We start from the raw sequence: 19,182 nt of genomic DNA, 5'->3' as shown, positions 1-19,182 counted from the left end.
GCATGAGAGTTGAACTTTACCTGGTCGGCATTGGCACCGGCAACCCCGACCACGTCACCCGACAGGGCGTGAAAGCGCTGAACGCGGCGGACCTCATCCTCGTGCCGCACAAAGGCGACGGCAAAGCCGACCTGGCCGAGCTGCGGCTGGCGTTGTGCCAAGAGCTGGTCACCAACCCTGGCACGCAAGTGGTGCAGTTCGACATGCCAGTGCGCGACGCGCAAGACCCGGACTACCCCGGCGCAGTGAACCGCTGGCACGACGCCATTGCCGAGGTGTGGCTGGCAAAAATCCGCGCCCATCTGCCCGAGGGGGGCCGCGTGGCCCTGCTGGTGTGGGGCGACCCGTCTTTGTATGACAGCACCCTGCGCATTGCAGACCGGCTGGCGCTGCAACTGCCGCTGGCGATATCGGTGGTGCCCGGCATCACCGCCCTGCAAGCGCTGACCGCCGCTCACGCCATTGCGCTCAACGACATCAACGCCCCGGTCACCATCACCACCGGCCGCCAACTGCGCGACCACGGCTGGCCCGGGAGCGCCGACACCATCGCCGTGATGCTGGACGGCCACTGCGCCTTCCAACACCTGACGCCCGAAGGCATCACCATCTGGTGGGGCGCTTACCTGGGCATGCCCCAACAAATCTACATCGCCGGGCCGCTGGCCGAAGTGAGCGAGCGGATTCAGGCAGAGCGCCAAGCCGCGCGCGCAGCGCATGGGTGGGTGATGGATATTTATTTGATGAGGCGGGTGGTTGGCTGACGGAATGACCCGAGGAAGCCACGCGGCAGGGAATTCTTTATTCGATTTTCATATGTCCGTACCCCGCTGTTTTCACCTACCGGTCTAAGCATTGAGTTGTCGTGGTGCTTACGGGTGGCCGGCGAGTTTCGATAACATTGAAGCGTAGGGTTGCCTAGGCGGCTCTGCACAAAGATCAACTATTAGAAAAAAATTGGGAGGTTCAATGTCAAACAAAGTCAAAGTCAAATCACTGACGTTCGGAAAGCCGCCTTTCCGCAAGCTCGGGAGTTTCGACATCCAGTTCGCCGACAGGCTAACGCTTATCGCCGGTCATAACGGCATTGGCAAGTCGACCATATTGGGTTTAGTGGCCAACACATTCGGCATTACCGAGCGCAGTGGACCTAAGACATACTTGGGCGATCCTTTCTACGCAAACATTGAGCAAATTGTTTTCTTGGCTTTGGACGAAGTGGTGGAAGCGCAGAAGAACACTGCGTCCGCACCAGTAGTCATAGCAAATGTCGGCGGTGTGGAAGTCAAGAAGCGATGCTCCATGACCCAGCGCACTCAATGGCAGCGGGCCAGGGTTGTGCCCCGTACGGTGGACAAAGTAGAAGGCGATACCGTTGGTCAAGACGCGAAAGTACCGTTGCCAACGATTTATCTTGGGATGAAGCGCCTTGCCTCCGTGGGGGAAGCAGAGGAGAAGGATGTCAGCAGCGTCAAGTTGGCTATGCACGCGGATGACAGCGCCCTTATGCGGGAGTTTGTCAGCGCCGTGATTCTTGGGGCGGAGTTGACCAACGACGTGAATCACCAATCCATCAAAGGGGCGAAAAAGAAGTCGGCCCAGCCCGGCTACGAAAAGCATGGGCCGTTTGCGGTCTCCATGGGTCAAGACAGTCTGGGCAGCATCGCCACCGCGCTAGCATCGTTCAGCAAGTTGAAGAGGGATATGGGCGACGACTATCCAGGCGGATTGCTGGTCGTCGACGAAATGGATGTCGGATTTCATCCGCATGCCATTGAGCGGCTTGTCAAGTCATTGAAATCTTGCGCGAATCGCCTCGATCTGCAAATCATCGCGACTACCCACTCGCCACGGCTGATCGAGGCGGTGCATCCCGATGGCGACGGGAACGCAAAAGCTCCCGACAGCGTGGTCTATCTGCTGGATACGAAGCACCCCCGCATTGCCAAAGATCAGTCGCTTCGCGCCATCCTCAACGATATGGCCTTGCTTCCCGACGATGACAAGCCGTCTCGGAAGGCAAAGCCTACGTTGGCAATCTACTTCGAGGACGAAGAAGCTACGGAATTTTGCAGTGGACTGATTCCAGCAGCCAAGAAATTGGCGCTGGCCAAGAAATATGGCGTGCGGATCAATTGGATTCCGCTGGGCGTTGGTGGGTCGAATTTGCTGGGCTTCCCTGCCAAAGACCCACTTTTCTTGAATCGGGTTTTGGTCGTCGATGCGGATACGACCATTCCGAATGAGGCTGCAGCGCGAGGCAATGCCGTCAAATTGCCATGCGTTGCGGGCTCTGCCGGGACCGCCAGATCATCGGAAAACACCGTGAAGAAATTTTTGCGAGACATTTCAGAGTCAGGCGATGGCGCCCTCCACGAGGCGTTGCTGAATCTCAACATCACAAATCCGACCAGCGACAGGATTCAATCCGTCTTTTTTGAAGATGGTGCTGGCAAAAGCACCAAACGGGACAGCACCAAGAACTGGTGGACAAAGAACTGGCCCAAATTAAAGAAATGGGGAGTGGTCGAGCGGTGGGCCGAGGTCTACCAAACAGAGGCGGGAGAGTTCGAAGCGGCCTTCGAGCTCGCGATATCGCGCACTGTTGCCCGATTGACGAAAAGTCCATGAGGTAAGCTCGGAACAGCTACCCGTTTTTATGTACTCCAACAAGCTATACACCCCACTGCGCTACCCAGGAGGCAAAGCGCGCTTTGCGCCCTTGATAGCCGGGGTGATTGCGGACAATGACCTCACGGGTGGCCACTACCTTGAGCCGTACGCTGGCGGTGCTGGCGTTGCTTTGTGTCTGCTGGTGGACGGTATCGTTGAGCATGTCCACATCAACGATGCAGATCCGGCAATTGCCGATTTTTGGCGGGCCGCCACGCAACAGTCGGATCAGCTCGTGGCCATGGTCGCATCGGAGCCCATCGACATGGATGCATGGCACCACTGGCGCGGCGTGATGCTTGGTAATGTGCCTGGGTCTGATTTGGAGCGCGGGTTTGCCACGCTGTTCATGAACCGGACGAATCGGTCCGGCATTCTCAAGGGCGGCGTAATCGGCGGGAAAGCGCAGTCAGGCGATTACAAGATCAATGCGCGTTTCATGCGCGATGAGTTGTGTTTGCGCTTGGATCGCATCGGTGCCCATGCCGGTGGCATACATGTGTATGAAGAAGACGCGCACCAACTGCTATTGCGGTGCCATCAGTTTTTGCCTGCCAAATCTCTTGTGTATTTGGACCCGCCCTACTACGTTAAAGGTGCAGGTCTTTATCGTAATTTTTACAAACATGAAGACCATGTCCGAATAGCGAAGCTGTTAGGAAGTGATCGTTTTAGGCGGCCTTGGGTCGTCTCATATGACAATGCGGACGAGATCAAAGAAATGTATGCGTACGCCACACCGTATGCGTATGGCCTGAACTACACGGCCCAACGGCGCTACACCGGTTCAGAAGTGATGTTTTTCAGCAAGCGTATCGCAGCTCCACTGATGTCTATAGAGAAAATGGCAGCTTGAACTATTTGAAGCTAGCTACAAATAGTTCATATCCGGCACGGAAATTTTATTGACTACAACAGCCTAGGGTCGCAACGCGGCTCACACCCAAGCCTTGGTCGGCAACTCATGCGAAATCGTCTGCTCATGTTTGGCGATTGAAATAACATGCTTACCAAATTAGCCCTGCTCTAACGATTAGATCTGTAGCCCAAAGAGTGGGACTTAGCGCTACTTTGCGACGAAAAATTGTGGTTAAAAACAGGCTGTAGCGCCTATGGAACATGCGCAAGCAGCTCCTAACTCCATAGCAATCTAAAGCTTGACGCTAGTCCGCAGCAACGCAGTCCTCAACTCCCGAGTAGCCTCCTTCGCCACATCCACCCCCTTCACCGCCAGCTCAAACGGGGAGCCTGACTTGATGTGGGTGGGGAGCAATTTCTTGATGGGCGTCACAGCGGGGTACTTGCCGCCCGGCACACACATGCGAACCGAGAAGCCGTACTCGTCGAGCACGCCTTTGGCGTAGAGCTCAGCCAGTTGGGCGAAGGACACGAAAGTGGAGCGTTTCACGTCTTTGCCGCTGGGCTCGCGGACGGTGCGGACGATCTCGAACTTGCCGAGCGAATCGCGCTGGGTGTTGGTAAATGGGTGCAGCAACACCGTCACGCTCAGCCCGCCTTTGGGTGGCGCGATGGTGTGCTCGACGGCAATGTCTGTTAACAGCATGTTGTTTTCCTTGTCATCCAATCAGCCGCTAGCGCACATCCTGTATGCGCAAGCAGCTCCTAATTTCATAGTACCTAGTCACCCTGCCGGTACTCTGCGCCCCAGCGTGCAGCCCAGTCGGCACAGCGCCCGACCTTGACCTTGGCGTCGTCAAAGTCCACCACCACCAGTTGCTCCGCGCCTAGTGGCGCGCGTGGTTGCTCCAGCGTGCGGCCATCGGTCAGCAGCCACAGGACGGTAGACACGGTGCTGGCACTGGTGCCGCGCACGCGGCGGTGTTGGGCCATGAGGTTATCAGCGGCGGCCATGGCCTGTGCCAAGGGGGTGCCGCCACCGCCACCGCGCTGTTGCACGCGCACTGCGGCGGCGCGGCGTGCGGGGCCGGGGGGCACCAGCACTTCCACGCCCTGCCCGCCAAAACACAGTAGCGCCACATGGTCGCCCGCGCGAGCGGCCTGCTCCAGGACCTGGGCGGCATAGCCTTTGGCCCGCGCTAGACGGCCGCCTTGACGCATGGAACCGGACGTGTCCAGCAGCAGCAAGTGCAAGGTGGATGGCTTGGCTTGGGGCTCGCGCCAGCGCAGGTGCTGCGCGGCCAGGGCATTGCGGCCTTTGGCTTGCAGGGTGGGTAGCCAAGCGATGGCGCCGCGTCGTGTCGCCGAGCCGGATGGCACGCGCACAGCCACCGCAGGTGCGTGGGCACCCGTTGGTAGAGCTGCTGTGCGCCACCGCCCGCCGCGCGCCGCACTCTGAGGCACAGGGCCGGGGTGGCTCAGGCTTTTTTTGGCGGGAGCACTCCTGCAGCCGCAGGCCGCACGGTGCCCACAGGCACGGGGGGCATGGCGCCCCAATCGCCATCGGCACTGCCGGCACCAGCCGATTCGGGCTGAGCTTTACTTGCGTCTTGGCCCTGGGCGGGGGATTGGGGCTTTTGAGCTGCTTGCGGCGTTGGCTGTTGCGCCCCCACCTGCCTGCGGTGGTGCAAGGCCAGCTCGGCCACGGCGTCCACATCGGCCACCGTCACCGCATCGCGCCCATCCAGCGCGGCGGAGGCGCGGGCGGCGCGCAGCATCACCAAATCGGCCCGCACACCGTCCACTCCGGCGGTCAAGGCCAATGCACCTGCGTGGGTCAGTGCATCGTCCGGCCACTGCACGCGGGGCAACAGAGCTTGCGCGTCCAGCACGCTGGCGGCCAGGTTTTGCAATGCGTCGGCATGGCTTTCGGCCACAGCGCCCGGGTCGGCGTCAAACAGCAAGCGGCTGCGCACGATCTGCTGGCGCTGCGCTGCGTCGGTGGGGTTGTGCAGCCACACCGAGAGGCCAAAGCGGTCCAGCAGCTGAGGGCGCAGCTCGCCCTCCTCCGGGTTCATGGTGCCCACCAGCACAAAGCGCGCGGCGTGGCGCTGCGAAATGCCGTCGCGCTCCACCGTGTTCACTCCGCTGGCTGCTACGTCCAGTAAGGCGTCGACCAGCGCGTCGGGCAGCAAATTCACCTCGTCCACATACAGCACGCCGCCATGCGCGCGCGCCACCAGGCCGGGCGAGAGGCGCACGGCGCCGCTTTGCAAGGCGTCTTCAATACTGAGTGTGCCCACCAGCTGCTCCAGGCTGGCAGCGAGCGGCAGCGTGACGAACGGGGCCTGCGGCAACAAGGCGGCCAAGGCGCGTGCGGCGGTGGACTTGGCGGTGCCACGCGGCCCGCCAATGAGCACCCCGCCAATGCCGGGGTCTACCGCCACCAACAGCAAAGCCCGCTGCAAAGCCTGCTGGCCTACCAGCGCAGTGAAGGGAAAAGGCACTGGCTCGGGCGCGCTCGCGGATGCTGGGGCGCTGGTCTGCTCGGTGGAGCGCATGTCAGGATTCAGGGGCATGGTCAGGATGCTTCCAATTGGTTGTCGAGCGCCAGCACATGGTCCTGGATGCGTTCGCGGTGGTCGCCGGGCTCGGCCCACAGGCCGCGCTGCATAGCTTCGAGCAGCCGCTCGCCGATGCTGCGCAGGGCGCCGGGGTTGTGTTGTTGCAGGAAGGCTCGGGTGTCGTCGTCGTGCACATAGGCGTCGGCCACCAGCGCGTACTGGTGGTCGGCCACCACGCCGGTGGTAGCGTCAAAGGCAAACAAAAAGTCCACCGTGGCGGCCATCTCAAACGCGCCCTTGTAGCCGTGGCGCTTGATGCCGTCTATCCACTTGGGGTTGACGGCGCGTGAACGCACCACGCGGGCCACTTCTTCGCCCAAGCTACGGATTTGCGGAGCGCCGGGTACGCTGAAGTCGCCGTGGTACAGAGCGGCGGTCTTACCGTTCAGGTGCTCCACCGCAGCAGCCATGCCGCCCATGAACTGGTAGTAGTCGCCGGAGTCGAGGATGTCGTGCTCGCGGTTGTCTTGGTTGTGCAGCACGGCGTCCAGAGTGGCCATGCGCTGGGCAAAGGCCTCGGGTGCGGCAGCGCCATCGCTGTCCTGGCCGTAGGCAAAGGCACCAGCGCGAAGGTAAGCCTCGGCCAGCTCCGAGCGCTCGGTCCAGTTGCCACTGGCAATCGACGCTTGCAAGCCCGCGCCATAGCCGCCGGGCCGGGGGCCAAACACGCGCCAGGTGGAGGCGCGCTCGGCGTCTGCATCGCTGTGGCCGGCGGCCTGGGCAAGAGCTGCCTCGGCCTGCACCCGCACGCGGATGGGGTTGACGTCGTCCGCCTCGTCCTCGGGCGAGATGGCGGCCACAGCGCGCACGGCGGTGTCAAACAAATCGATCACATTGGGGAAGGCATCGCGGAAGAAGCCGGAAACGCGCAGCGTCACGTCCACGCGCGGGCGGCCCAGCACGGTCATGGGCATGACTTCGATGTCGGTGACGCGGTTGCTGCCCGCTGCCCATTTGGGCCGCACGCCCAGCAGCGAGAAGGCCTGGGCCACGTCCTCACCGCCGGTGCGCATGGTGCTGGTGCCCCACACCGACAAGCCCATGGCCGTGGGGTAGGCGCCGTGGTCTTGCAGGTGGCGCTCGACCACACGATCTGCGCCCTTGGCGCCCATGGCGTAAGCGGTTTGGGTGGGGATGGCGCGGGTGTCCACCGAATAAAAGTTGCGCCCGGTGGGCAGCACATCGGGCCGGCCACGCGACGGTGCGCCGCTCGGGCCGGGCGGGATGAAGCGGCCATCGAGCCCGCGCAGCAGCTGGGTGATCTCATTCGGGCCACAGGCATCGAGGCGCGGGGCCAACACCGATTGCAGGCGCTGCAATACCTGGGTGGTGTGGGGCCAAGATTCAGGCGCATCCACCGGGCCACCGGGCAGCGCACTGCCCTGCTCTGCCATGTCTTGCACCACGCGGGTGGCCAGCAGTTCCACGCGCTCGCGGGTGTGGCCGGCGTGGCGCCAGGGGTCATCGCTCAAGGCTTGCAGCACGGCGGGGCGTGGGCCGGTCCAGGGCGCGGCCCAGTCGGGGCTCAGGGCGTCAAAGTCCGTCAGGCCCAAGTCTTGCGCCAAGGCCACCGTGAGGCTGGCTTGGGCTGCACCGGAGCCACCGGGGTAGCGAGCCAAGGCCACCAGGGTGTCCACCCGCTGGCGGCCGGTGGGCGACTGGCCGAAGGTGTGCAGGCCATCGCGGATTTGCGATTCTTTGATCTCACACAGGTAGGCGTCCAGCCGGCGCAACAGGGCGTCACGCTCGGTGTCGTCCGCAGGCTTGGTAAAGCCCAGCTCGGTATGCAAGCCATCGGCCAGCACCTGCTCCAGAATGCCCGCGCGCAGCAGCTTGGCGCGGCGCGGGTCCAGGGACAGGGCTTCGTAATACTCGTCCATGCGACCTTCGAGCTGCTGCAGGGGCCCGTAGGTTTCGGCCCGCGTCATAGCGGGCATCAGGTGGTCGATGATGACGGCCTGCGTGCGGCGCTTGGCCTGCGCGCCCTCGCCGGGGTCGTTCACGATGAAGGGGTACAGGTGCGGCAGCGGGCCCAGGATGGCGTCGGGCCAACAGGCCGCGCCCAGTGCCACGCTTTTGCCGGGCAGCCACTCCAGGTTGCCGTGCTTGCCCACGTGCACCACCGCATCCACGGCGTAGGCACGGCGCATCCAAAAATAAAACGCCAGGTAGTTGTGCGTGGGCACCAGGTCAGCATCGTGGTAAGTGGCGACCAGGTCGAGGTCACGCCCACGGGCGGGCTGGTTGCCCACAAACACGTTGCCGTAGCGCTGGCCGGAAATCATGAAGCGGCCATGGCGCACCAACGGGTCCTGCTCCGGCAGGCCCCACAGCGCGTTGATGGCGGCTTGGCTGTCGGCAGGCAGTGCGCCAAAGTCTTGCAGGTAGTGGGCAAGAGCCAAGCTCTGGCCTGCGGGGCGGGCGTCGTTGGCGTCGAGGTTGTTGGTGATGCCGCGGGTCAGGTCGGCCATCAGGGCGTCGCTGTCAGGTGGCACATCGCCCGTCGCATAACCGGCGGCTTGCAAGGCTTGCAGGATGACCACCGTGGACGCAGGTGTGTCCAGCCCCACGCCGTTGGCGAGCCGCGAGTCGTCGTTCGGGTAGTTGGCCAGCACCAGTGCAATGCGCTTTTCGCTACTCTTTTTATAGCGCAGTGCGCACCATCTGCGGGCGAGAGCGGCCACATAGGCCATGCGCTCAAGCTCTGGCTGGTAGCGCACCACATCAATCTCTGCACGCTCGCAGCGCCAGGCCAGGCCCTTGAAGCTGATGGGCCGGGTGCCGATGCGGCCATCCACCTCGGGCAGCACAATTTGCATGGCCAAGTCGCGCGGGGTGAGGCCGTGCGGGTCGTCTTGCCACTGCGCTTGCGAGCAACCCGCGGTAATGAGCTGCAGCACCGGCGCATCGCCCGCCAGCAGCACGGGCTGCACTTCGGCGCCACCCTCTCCTTCCCTATCGTTGCCGTCGATGGAGCCCACGGCAAAGCTGGTGGCGTTAAGCACCACGTCCACCCGATGCTCGTGCGCCATGGTTTGCAGCAGGGCCATGCTCTCGGGGTTTTTGAGGGAGTCCAGCGCCAGCGCCAAGGTGTTGAGGCCCTGCTCTGCCAGCGCGGCCAGCATGGCATCAAAAGCGGCGGTGTTGCCGGCTTGCAAGTGGGCTTTGTAAAACACCAGCAGCGCTACCGGCGCACCTTCACGCAACGGCGCCACTTGGCTCAAAGGCTCGTAGCGCACCGCACCGGGTAGCACTTGCGCAGGCGCAGGCCGCTCGCCCCGGCCAAAAGCGGCGTGGGCAATCAGCTGGAAGAAGTTGTTGGCGTTGTCGCGCCCGCCTTCGCGCAGGCAGCGCCAGAGGTGGGTGCAGTCGGCGTTAGTGGCGGTGCTGCGCAACAGGAGCTGCGCGTCTTCCACGCATTCGCCCGACACCATCACCAGCCATTGGCCGCGCGCTGCCGCCGACTCGCACACCTGGTCCACGATATAGGCCCAGTCGCTGGGGGCGCCCAGGTGTTCGATGACGATGGCCTTGGCGTGGCGCAGCACATCGTCCATGTACAGGTCGGTGGACGCGGGCTGGCGCAGCCACATCAGATTGGCCAGGCGCACGGTCGGAAAATCAGCAGGCAAATTGCTGGCCACCTCGGCCAGGAGCGACAAAGTGGTGTCCGCCACGGTGAGCACCACGATGTCACCGGGCGTTTGCTCCACGCGCACGATGCCGTTGCCATCGTCTTCGACATGGCCGCCGGGGCGGGTGGAAAGCAAATGCATGGTGAACCGCCTTGAATGAGCTGCTCTTAGGCCAACGCGGCTTGCAACTCAGCTTGCAACGTGGCCGCATCCAAATGATCGCCAATGAACACCAGGCGGGTCGCACGCGGCTCGTCGGCACGCCAGGCGCGGTCAAAGTAGCTGTCAAAGCGCTGGCCTACACCCTGCACTACCAGGCGCATGGCTGCACCGGGCAGCGACACAAAGCCTTTGACGCGATAAATCTCGTGTCGCTGCACCAGCGCGGTCAGGGCCGGAATGACCTTGGCGCGGTCGGCCACTTGCAAGGTGAGGGACACGGAATCGAACTCGTCGTGGTCGTGGTCTTCTTCCTCGTCGTGGTGGGTTTTGCGGGAGTCGATCACATCTTCCACCGCGCGCTCCAGGCCCAGCAGCACGTCCATGGGCACCTCCCCATGCGAGGCGCGCACCAGTTTCACACCGGCGGGGGCTTCGGCGCGGATGGTGGCTTCCACGGCTTCGAGCGAAGCGGCGTCCATGCCATCCACTTTGTGCACGATGACCAGGTCGGCCGTGGCCAACTGGTCTTCAAACAACTCAGCCAGCGGGGATTCGTGGTCGAGGTTATCGTCGGACCGGCGCAAGGCGTCCACCGCCACCGGATCTTCGGCAAAAGTGCCGGCGGCGACCGCCGGCGCGTCCACCACCGTAATCACCGAGTCCACGGTAAAAGCGTTGCGCAGCGCGGGCCACTGGAAGGCCTGCACCAAGGGCTTGGGCAAGGCCAGGCCGGAGGTTTCGATAACGAGGTAGTCAATCTGGTCGCGGCGGGCGGCCAGTTGCTCCATGACCGGGGCAAATTCCTCTTGCACGGTGCAGCACAGGCAACCGTTGGCCAGCTCGAACAGTTGGCCGTTTTCTTCACCGTTCTCATCACAGCCGATGCCGCAGCCGCGCAGCAATTCGCCGTCAATGCCCAGCTCGCCAAACTCGTTGACGATGACCGCAATACGGCGGCCTTGCGCGTTGGTGAGCAGCTTGCGCAGGAGCGTGGTTTTGCCGCTGCCGAGGAAACCGGTGACGATGGTGGCGGGGATTTTGCGGGTTTGCATGGTGTGGAAATGGACGTAAAAAATGAATAAAAAAGGTAGCGCTCAGGCGCCGTCCGACTGGTGCAGCAAGGTGTACATGACAAACAAGGCGCCCACGCTGGCAGTGACGATACCCACCGGAAGCTCTTGGGGCGCCAGTATGGACCGGCTCACCACATCGCTGAGCAACAACAGCAAGGCACCAATCAGCATAGCGATGTGCAGCATGTGGCGGTGCAGTGCGCCCGCCAGCGCGCGGGCGAGGTGCGGAACCATGAGGCCGACAAAACCAATCACCCCGGAGACTGCCACAAAACACGCGGTGGCAAAGGCGCACACCACAAAGGCCTGCACCCGCAGCCGCTCAGGCGCAATGCCCAAGCTATGCGCGGTGTGGTCGCCGCTGAGCATGGCGTCCAGCGCGTGGCGCCTGTGCCACGAGAAGACCGACAGCACCAGCAAACCGGTCAAGGGAATGAACAGGTTGTCCCAGCGGGCGGAACCCAGGCCACCCATGGTCCAGAACATGACCGACTGGGCGGCACGCTGATCGCCCAGAAAGGTGAAGTAGTAGGTCAGTGCAGTGAACAAGAACGAAACAGACAGGCCCGCCAGAATCATGCGCTCCGGCGTGTGGCTGCGGTAGCGGCGCAACAGCAGCAACACAACCACCACCGACGCCATGCCGCCCACAAAGGCGGCAAGCGGCAGCGTCCAGACGCCCAACACCTCGCCAGTGAGCGTGATCACCGCCACGGCTCCGGCCGCCGAACCTGACGACAGGCCGAAAAGGTAGGGGTCTGATAAATCGTTACGGGTGGTGGTTTGCAACAGCGCGCCCACCAAGGCCAGACCGGCCCCCACCACAATGGCCAACAACATGCGGGGCACGCGCAGGTCCACCACGATGCGATCCACCATGGTGTAGTCCGCATCGGGTGCGCCGCGCAACCACAGGCCCAGGCCATGCCCGACTTGCGACCACGCCACCTCAGTGGCGCCCGACACCACCGACAGCAAGCTCACGCACGCCAGCAACAGCAGCAGACACACGGTCAGCAGGCTAGTGGATCGGGTGGCAGGAGCCAGGCGCATGCGGGCGGTACAAAACATCAGCGGTTGACGGCGCGGGCCATTTTTTCAATGGCTGCCACGTTGGCCGGGCCGGGGGTGAGCTCTTCGTAACGCAAGGCCACAAAACGCTTGTTTTTGACGGCTGTGGTGTGCTGCATCAGCGGGTGCTTTTGCAGGAACTGGAGGAGCTTGTCAGCGCCGCCGTCGTTCTGGTAATCGAGCAGCACCAGAAACTCGGGGTTGCGGGCGGCCACCGCCTCCCAGGCCACGGTGCCCCAGCTGGCGTCGACATCGTCCATGATGTTGCGGCCGCCCACGGCGGCCATCATCGCGGTGGGGATGGCGTATTTGCCGGCGGTAAACGGTTTGTCTTCACCCGAGTCAAACAAGAACATGCGCAGCGGCTCTTTGCCGGTGCCTTTGGGCAAAGCCGCCAGGCGCTGCTTCCACTGGGCGATTTGCGCGCGGGCCTGGGCTTCTTTGCCGAAGATGGTGCCGAGCTTGAGGTAGTCGGCATACAGCAGCTCCATGCTGGCGGGTGGGCGGGCCTTGTCCACATGGATGCAGCTTTCGCTCAGCACCAGCGTGGGGATTTTGTATTTTTTCAGTGTCGTGGGGGTCACGTCGCCACCCACCGCCATGCCGTAGTTCCAGCCTGCAAAAAAGAAGTCGGGCTTGAGCGCCAAGATGTTTTCCAGACTGGGCTGCTTGGGCGCAATTTCTTGGATGTTGCCCAGAGCCTGCTTGAACTCGGGGCTCATCTTGTACCAGCCGGTAATGCCGCTCACACCCGCCATCTGGCTCTGCAGCCCCAGCGACAGAGCCATATCCGTCATGTTGATGTCGTGAATCAAGGCGGCCTTGGGGGGCGCTGCAAAGGTGAGTTTTTCGCCGCAGCTGTCCACCGTCACCGGGAAGGTTTGGGCCTGTGCCGCCAAAGAGAGCACCGAGAGGCCACAAGCGGTAAGCCACGAGCGGCAGGAAAAAGTGAGATTGGTTTTAGTTTTCATATTCACGGATTGAGTGGCGGAGCCCGGGGGATTCAAACACGGCGACCGGTTGGTCGCGGTGGGGCAGCGGCAGGTAAAACACATCCATACCAAAATTGCCAAGCACCAGCTCGGGCGTGAGTACCCGCGCGGGCACATCGTCAGCCACCACCCTGCCCTCACCCAACAACACGGCGCGGTGGGCGAAGCGCTGCACCAGGCTCAGCTCGTGCAATGCGGCGACCACCGTGATCTCCAGGCTGGCCAGCAGGTCCAGCACATCAGCGCGGGTGCGCAGGTCCAAATGGTTGGTGGGCTCATCGAGCAACAAAATGCGGGGCTCTTGGGCCAAGGCGCGGGCAATGGCGCTGCGCTGCTGCTCTCCGCCCGAGAGCGTGCCCATGGCCCTGTCTTGCAGGCCTTGCAAGCGGCAGCGGCTCAAAGCCGTGTCGATGGCGTGCGCGTGTTCAGCCCGGCTCGCGCCGGTGTGGGGGGTACGGCCCAGGGCTACGTAGTCGCGCACCCGAAGCTGGGCGTGAATGAATTCGTGCTGGTGCACCACGGCCATCTGCCGCGCCCGCTCCGGGCCGGGCATGTGCTGCAAATCGGTGCCGCCCAGCGCCACCTGCCCGGAGTCGGGCCGCAGGCGTCCCGCCATCAGGTGCAGCAGGCTGGACTTGCCCGCCCCGTTGGGCCCCAGCAGTGCAATGTGCTGGCCAAACGGCATGTCCAGCGACACCTGCGCCAGCACCGCCCGCCCCTGCCGCTGGTACGACACGCCAGCGAGAGACAAGGCAGGCTCGGCGGAGGCGACCCGGGGCTCGGTCATCAGTCTTCAATCCCGCGTTGGGCGGGCACACCGGCTTTGAAGTGGTGTTTGATGAGCGTCATTTCGGTCACCGTGTCGGCCAGCTCAATCAGCTCGGCCGGCGCGTTGCGGCCCGTCAGCACCACATGCACATGCGACGGGCGCTCGCGCAAGCAGGACAGGATGGATTCCAGCGGAATCCAGCCGTAGCGCAGCGGGTACATGATTTCGTCCAGCACCACCATGAAGTGCTCGCCGGCCATCACGGTGGCTTTGGCTTGCTCCCAGCCGGCCTGGGCCAGCTCGGCAGAGTGGTCGAGGTCTTTGCTCTTCCAGGTGAAGCCGTCGCCCAGCCCCACGATAGGAATGCCCAGCTGCTCAAACAGGCGGTGCTCGCCAAAACGCGCGGTGGGCACTTTCATGAACTGGTAGACCTTGACCGCCTTGCCCCGGCCGTGGGCGCGCAGGGCCAGCCCGAAGGCTGCCGTGCTTTTGCCTTTGCCGGTGCCGGTGTGCACCAAAATCAAACCACGCCGCTCGCCTTGGGGGCGGGGCGTGTCGCGGTCAACGGGGGGGGCGATCAAATCCACAACAACAGTCCTTCAGTTCAGCAAATGTTTAGGCAGCGGAGTACACGCGCTGGTTCACCAGCAGGTCGCCCTGCAAGCGGCGCAGGGCTTTGGCAGCGGCCAACACCCCCAAGTCCACCAGCGGCTCGACCAGCACGACGGTCATGTAGGCCGCGCCAAACGTGGCGATCTGGCTCATGTTTTCCATGCCCACGCCACGGCCGTAAATGGCCCAGAAAGCCACCCATGCCACGATGCCGCCTTGGTAGGCGGCGGACAGCTTGAAGGCTTGGAGGTACGTCAGGTCCACATAGGCCACGTTGGCAGGCACGATGCGGCGGGCCAAGGCAGCGGTGACAAACAGAGGCACCAGCAAGGTGGTGACGTTCATGCCGTACTGGGGCAAATCCTGCTGCGCGAAAAACACGCTCTGGATCAGCAAGCCGCCCATCAGGCCGATGGCCGCTGGTGCCACGCCGAACATCAACATCAAAGTAGTGCCCAAAATCAGATGCACTTCGGACACGCCCACGGGGTGGTGCGGTGCCACTTCAAAAAAGCAGAACACCAAGCCCACGCACAGCAGCGCGCGGGCAATCAGGGCCCATGGGCCATCTTTTTGGGCGGCATCGACTGCCAGTTTGGTGGCATAAAGCGCGGCCGTGGTGGCGGTGGCGTAGCTGAGGAAGATTTTGGTGGTGTCGACCAACCCGGGTTCGATGTGCATGCGATGGCTCCTTGGTAAAAATGTTTCAGGGCGCTTTCAGGGTCAGCGGCAAGCCGGCGGCCATGAGGGTCACGCGCTCGCAGGTGGCTGCCACCTGCTGGTTGAGCCGGCCCAGCGCGTCCACAAAGGCGCGCACCTCGCGGCCCATGGGGATCACGCCCAAGCCAATTTCGTTACCCACCAGCACTACCGGGCCGGGCGCCTGTGAAATTACTATCAAAAGAGAAGCTGCTCGCGCGGTATCTACGGGCGCTGGAGGGCTATTAGGGTCAAAATCTGGCGGCATCAGCTGGTTGGTCATCCACAGGGTGAGGCAATCCACCACCACCAGCGTGGCCGGTGTGCTGTGCTGCGCAATCGCCTCGGCGAGCGCCAGCGGCTCTTCCACCGTCGTCATGCCCGGCACCCGCTCGGCACGCTCTTGCTGGTGGCAGGCGATGCGCAGGCGCATTTCGTCATCCCACGGCTGGGCAGTGGCGACCATGACGGCGCGATGATCCGGCGACTGCTGCACCCACTGCCGGGCCAACAACTCGGCACGGCGGGATTTGCCACTTTTCTGGCCCCCCAGAATGAGCTCGCTGCGGGCTATGGTGAATGCGGTCATGGAGAGGCTCCCGAGCCGCCGGGCCGCCCCAAGGCGCGGACGGCCTCCTCGGCGGGCAGCGCAGCACACGCAGTGGCAAGCGTGGGGGCCACAGGGTTGTCCATCCACTGCATGAAAAGGCGGTGCATTTGCTGCACCCCATCCGTCAAGGCGGCGGGGCCGGGCTGCAGGATGTCGGCGGACTTGATTTCAAACAGCTGCCCGTCCCTCACGGCTGGTACATCAGCCAAGCCTTCTCGGGTAGCGACCTTTTCAGGGCGGAATTTTTTACCGCACCAGGAGCCCAGCACGATGTCGGGCGCGCGCTGCACGATGGTGGCACCGTTCGCAATGATGCGCTGCTTGCCCATGGGCTCTTGCGCCAACTCCGGGAAGCAATCGTCCCCGCCGGCAATCGCCATCAACTCCGACACCCAGCGGATGGCGCTGATGTGGGGCTCGTCCCACTCTTCAAAATACACCTTGGGCCGGCGCGCACCGGCAGCCAGGCGAGTTGCCACCGCGGCTTGCATGGCTCGCAGACCGGCTTGCATGTCGGCAATGCGCCGGGCGCCCTGCTCGGCCTCGCCCACCATGGCGGCGACTTGGTACAGCATGGAAAAAATGTCGGCCACGCTGCGCTGGTTGAAGATGGTGACCTGCACCCCGCGCTTGACCAGATCGGCCGCAATGTCCGCTTGCAAATCTGAAAAACCGAACACGCAATCGGGCTGCAGCGCCATGATCTTGTCCGTCTTGGCACTCAGGAAGGCGCTGACGCGGGGCTTCTCGTCCCGTGCCCGCCGGGGGCGCACGGTGTAGCCCGAAATGCCGACGATACGGTGCTCTTGGCCCAACAGGTACAGCCACTCGGTGGTCTCTTCGGTCAGGCAGACGATGCGCTGCGGGCCAGGGCTGAAATGCAAAAGGTCTTTTGTCATGCAACGCTCTCTTGCACGGGGGTGAACAGTTCCACCACGGCCTCGGGGCAGGACGGAAACCAGGCGTGGAAATAGCTGGCCCGCACCGAACCCTGCTGCCACAGGGCCTCACCGGCGTCTTGCATGGGGTCGTGGTCCGGACGCGCAGTGCGGGTAACGGGCACCAGCGGACTGGCGCTGGTGGAGTAGTGAAAGGTGTGGCCGCGCAGGGTGCCAGACTGCAGCTTGAGCTGCTGGGGCCCCAACGCGGACAAGCGCTTGTGCATGGTGACGTCGCCGGGCAGCAAGCCCCAGAGCGTGTGGCGTGCACCATCCGTGGTCGTGATCGATTCAAACAGCGCCATCATGCCGCCGCATTCGGCCCACACGGGCTTGCCGGCTTGCACATGGGCGGCCAAGCTGTCGCGTAAAGCAATATTGGCGGCGAGGGTGCTGGCGTGCAGCTCGGGGTAGCCGCCGGGAATCCACACCGCATCGCAGGCGGGCAAGGTGGAGTCTGCGAGCGGCGAGAAGAACACCAGCTTGGCGCCCAGTGCTTGCAGGCACTCAAGGTTCGCGGTGTAGATAAAGCAGAAGGCTGTATCACGGGCTACTGCGATGGTTTTGCTTTTGAGATTTGGGCTTGTGGTCGTTTGGTTCGGCGACGTGTGGGCGGTCGGGCGAAGCGGCTGAGCACCCTGCTCCGTGTCCCCCGCCCGCTGCGCGGGCTCCTCCTCCACCTGCGCAGTGCGCTCAGCCGCCTCGCCCTTGAGGGCTCGCTCTGGCGCTTGACCTGTTTTTAGCACTTCGAACTCTACGGACCACAGTTGCAGGTCTTGCAGGCTCATTTTTCCTAGCGGCGTATTGGCCAATGCGTCAGCAGCGGCATCTAGGCGGGCTTGGGCGTCGGCGACTTCGCTTGCAACCGTTAGGCCAAGGTGACGTTCAGGGAGTGTCATGGCGGCATTGCGCATCACGGCGCCCAGCCAGGGGCTGTCGCTGCGCAGGCTGCGTTGCAGCATGGCGGCGTGGCGCTCGGTAGCAACGCGGTTGGCCAAAGCACCGGCCCAGCGCAGGCCGGGGCGGAAGGTTTGCAGGCCGTAGGCCAGTGCGCCGAAGGTGCCTGCCATGGATCCAGAGTCCATGACCGCCATCACCGGCAAGCCAAAGCGCTGGGCCAAGTCGGCAGCACTCGGGTCGCCATCAAACAGGCCCATGACGCCTTCCACCAGAATCAAGTCCGCTTCTTGCGCCGCCTGCCACAGGCGTTGGCGGCAATCCGCGTCGCCGGTCATCCACAAGTCCAGCTGGTAGACGGGCGCGCCACTGGCCAACTGGTGCCAGTAGGGGTCCAGAAAATCCGGTCCGCACTTGAAGACGCGCACCCGTCGCCCCTGGCGCGCATGCAGGCGCGCCAAAGCGGACGTGACCGTCGTCTTTCCCTGTCCTGAGGACGGGGCGGTAATCAGTAGTGCCGGGCAGGAACGTGACATTGCAAGCGCCAATGCATGCCTTGTGTTGCATCACTCTCCCCGGCTTCCCCGCCAGGGCATGAGCGTTACGGATGTGCGCTGGGCGCATCTCCACCTTGTTGGCCGGTATCCGGGCTGGTGGAGGCAACCCTCATCGTCTTCCCAAGCGCGTGTTCAAAGCGTTCAGTGACTGTGATGAAAGCAGTGTCGAAACGACACGTCCACTTACCGTTGCGGGGGCAGCGCAGGTTAAAGATCACCGCATGCGGCACCCTCTCCTGCTTCCCGTTGAACTGCGGCATGCGAACCACACCGCGAGCACCAACACGCTGCATTTTACGCAGCTGTTGCTTGCGCCACCCCTACAATGAACGCCTTATGTCGAATCAGACTCCCATCGACCAAATTGCCGAGCGCGTGGAGCGCCTGCTGCTTCGCTATGAAGAATTGCAGCGCACTAACGCCTTGCTCACCAGCCAGGTGGAAACACTCACCCACGAGCGGGATGCGCTGAAGTCCCGCTTGAGTGCGGCGCGTGCCCGGGTGGATGCGCTGCTGGAGCGCCTGCCCGACAACCTGGTCACCCACAAAGACCCGTCATGAAACAGCTGGAAGTTCAAATCATGGGGCAAAGCTATTTGCTTGGATGCCCCGAAGGCGGCGATGCCCGCCTGCTGGAAGCTGTAGAGCGGGTAGACACGGCCATGTGCAAAATCCGCGATGCAGGCAAAGTGCGCGCCCGTGACCGCATTGCAGTGCTGGCAGCACTCAACCTCGCTTTTGACTTGTCTGAAAAACCTGCAGCACCGCCTGAACCTGTACCAGCAGCCGCCGCGCTTACGATTCCCCCAGCGGTAGAGGGCGATGGCGCTCTGCTGCTGCACTCCCTCATGGAGCGTTTGGACGCCGCCTTGGGTGAAGACGGCCGCCTTTTATAAAAGCCGAGGTACCTTTTTTGGCGCCTGCCATAGCAGCGAAGATCTACAATAGTGGTGCCTGCGAACCCGCCGGGCTTTATATTTCCTTGAACCAATGCTCATTGAGCCAGGGCTTG

At 63.1% G+C, this 19,182-nt stretch carries 18 protein-coding genes and 1 riboswitch; of the genes, 5 read left to right on the top strand and 13 right to left on the bottom strand.

From position 1 onward, the window contains the following. Positions 1-2: 2 nt before the first annotated feature. The 3 genes from cobF (at position 3) to FDM28_RS11400 (ending at position 3,529) form a co-directional block, all read left to right on the top strand. Complete coding sequence (cobF, locus tag FDM28_RS11410; protein ID WP_138515312.1) at positions 3-764, top strand: precorrin-6A synthase (deacetylating); 762 nt, start codon at positions 3-5, stop codon at positions 762-764. Positions 765-969: 205 nt separating this feature from the next. Further along, complete coding sequence (locus tag FDM28_RS11405; RefSeq protein ID WP_138515311.1) at positions 970-2,631, top strand: ATP-binding protein; 1,662 nt, start codon at positions 970-972, stop codon at positions 2,629-2,631. 28 nt (positions 2,632-2,659) lie between these two features. Next, positions 2,660-3,529, top strand: a complete 870-nt coding sequence (locus FDM28_RS11400; RefSeq protein ID WP_138515310.1) for a DNA adenine methylase — start codon at positions 2,660-2,662, stop codon at positions 3,527-3,529. Positions 3,530-3,823: 294 nt separating this feature from the next. Here FDM28_RS11400 and FDM28_RS11395 read toward each other — a convergent pair whose 3' ends face one another. The 13 genes from FDM28_RS11395 to FDM28_RS11335 all read right to left on the bottom strand — a co-directional run bounded on the left by FDM28_RS11395 (position 3,824) and on the right by FDM28_RS11335 (position 18,149). Continuing rightward, positions 3,824-4,237, bottom strand: a complete 414-nt coding sequence (locus FDM28_RS11395) for a hypothetical protein (protein WP_138515309.1) — start codon at positions 4,235-4,237, stop codon at positions 3,824-3,826. A 74-nt stretch (positions 4,238-4,311) separates the two neighbouring features. Then, a complete protein-coding gene (locus FDM28_RS11390; RefSeq protein WP_240791989.1) occupies positions 4,312-4,917 on the bottom strand; it encodes a vWA domain-containing protein in 606 nt (201 codons plus the stop codon). Between the two features lie 92 nt (positions 4,918-5,009). Beyond that, positions 5,010-6,110 (bottom strand): magnesium chelatase ATPase subunit I, encoded by a 1,101-nt coding sequence (locus tag FDM28_RS11385; protein ID WP_170211725.1) that lies wholly within the window; start codon positions 6,108-6,110, stop codon positions 5,010-5,012. A gap of 2 nt (positions 6,111-6,112) precedes the next feature. Next, on the bottom strand, positions 6,113-9,931 hold the full coding sequence (gene cobN, locus FDM28_RS11380; RefSeq protein WP_138515307.1) for a cobaltochelatase subunit CobN: 3,819 nt from the start codon (positions 9,929-9,931) through the stop codon (positions 6,113-6,115). Between the two features lie 26 nt (positions 9,932-9,957). Continuing rightward, positions 9,958-11,004 (bottom strand): cobalamin biosynthesis protein CobW, encoded by a 1,047-nt coding sequence (gene cobW / locus FDM28_RS11375; RefSeq protein WP_138515306.1) that lies wholly within the window; start codon positions 11,002-11,004, stop codon positions 9,958-9,960. Between the two features lie 42 nt (positions 11,005-11,046). Further along, positions 11,047-12,078 carry a FecCD family ABC transporter permease gene (locus FDM28_RS11370; protein ID WP_138516260.1) on the bottom strand — a complete coding sequence of 344 codons (1,032 nt, stop codon included), beginning with the start codon at positions 12,076-12,078 and terminating at the stop codon, positions 11,047-11,049. Between the two features lie 17 nt (positions 12,079-12,095). Beyond that, the gene (locus FDM28_RS11365) at positions 12,096-13,067 is read right to left on the bottom strand and encodes an ABC transporter substrate-binding protein (protein WP_138515305.1); all 972 of its coding nucleotides are present in this window, start codon (positions 13,065-13,067) and stop codon (positions 12,096-12,098) included. After that, the gene (locus tag FDM28_RS11360) at positions 13,057-13,875 is read right to left on the bottom strand and encodes an ABC transporter ATP-binding protein (protein WP_138515304.1); all 819 of its coding nucleotides are present in this window, start codon (positions 13,873-13,875) and stop codon (positions 13,057-13,059) included. Before FDM28_RS11360 ends, FDM28_RS11365 begins: the two co-directional genes overlap by 11 nt. Then, positions 13,875-14,444, bottom strand: a complete 570-nt coding sequence (cobO, locus tag FDM28_RS11355) for a cob(I)yrinic acid a,c-diamide adenosyltransferase (RefSeq protein WP_138515303.1) — start codon at positions 14,442-14,444, stop codon at positions 13,875-13,877. Before cobO ends, FDM28_RS11360 begins: the two co-directional genes overlap by 1 nt. A 28-nt stretch (positions 14,445-14,472) precedes the next feature. Next, positions 14,473-15,150: an energy-coupling factor ABC transporter permease gene (locus tag FDM28_RS11350; protein WP_138515302.1), complete on the bottom strand. Its 678-nt coding sequence runs from the start codon at positions 15,148-15,150 to the stop codon at positions 14,473-14,475. Positions 15,151-15,175: 25 nt separating this feature from the next. Further along, positions 15,176-15,757, bottom strand: coding sequence for a bifunctional adenosylcobinamide kinase/adenosylcobinamide-phosphate guanylyltransferase (locus tag FDM28_RS11345; RefSeq protein ID WP_138515301.1), 582 nt, complete (start codon positions 15,755-15,757; stop codon positions 15,176-15,178). After that, positions 15,754-16,677 carry an ABC transporter substrate-binding protein gene (locus tag FDM28_RS11340; RefSeq protein WP_138515300.1) on the bottom strand — a complete coding sequence of 308 codons (924 nt, stop codon included), beginning with the start codon at positions 16,675-16,677 and terminating at the stop codon, positions 15,754-15,756. The genes FDM28_RS11345 and FDM28_RS11340 overlap by 4 nt, the downstream gene beginning before the upstream one ends. Next, entirely contained in the window at positions 16,674-18,149 is a 1,476-nt protein-coding gene (locus FDM28_RS11335; protein ID WP_138515299.1) for a cobyrinic acid a,c-diamide synthase CobB, read from the bottom strand. Before FDM28_RS11335 ends, FDM28_RS11340 begins: the two co-directional genes overlap by 4 nt. An 83-nt stretch (positions 18,150-18,232) precedes the next feature. Then, a riboswitch (cobalamin riboswitch) is annotated at positions 18,233-18,469 on the bottom strand. 37 nt (positions 18,470-18,506) lie between these two features. On the opposite strand from FDM28_RS11335, the gene zapB reads away from it, so the two are divergent. Next, complete coding sequence (gene zapB, locus FDM28_RS11330) at positions 18,507-18,731, top strand: cell division protein ZapB (protein WP_138515298.1); 225 nt, start codon at positions 18,507-18,509, stop codon at positions 18,729-18,731. Continuing rightward, positions 18,728-19,066, top strand: coding sequence for a cell division protein ZapA (locus FDM28_RS11325; protein WP_138515297.1), 339 nt, complete (start codon positions 18,728-18,730; stop codon positions 19,064-19,066). Before zapB ends, FDM28_RS11325 begins: the two co-directional genes overlap by 4 nt. Positions 19,067-19,182: the final 116 nt, after the last annotated feature.

This window comes from Rhodoferax bucti (assembly GCF_005876985.1).
In the GTDB taxonomy this organism is placed as follows: domain Bacteria; phylum Pseudomonadota; class Gammaproteobacteria; order Burkholderiales; family Burkholderiaceae_C; genus Allorhodoferax; species Allorhodoferax bucti.
Note: the sequence above shows the minus strand (reverse complement) of the source record. Positions and strands in the feature narration are given on the sequence as shown.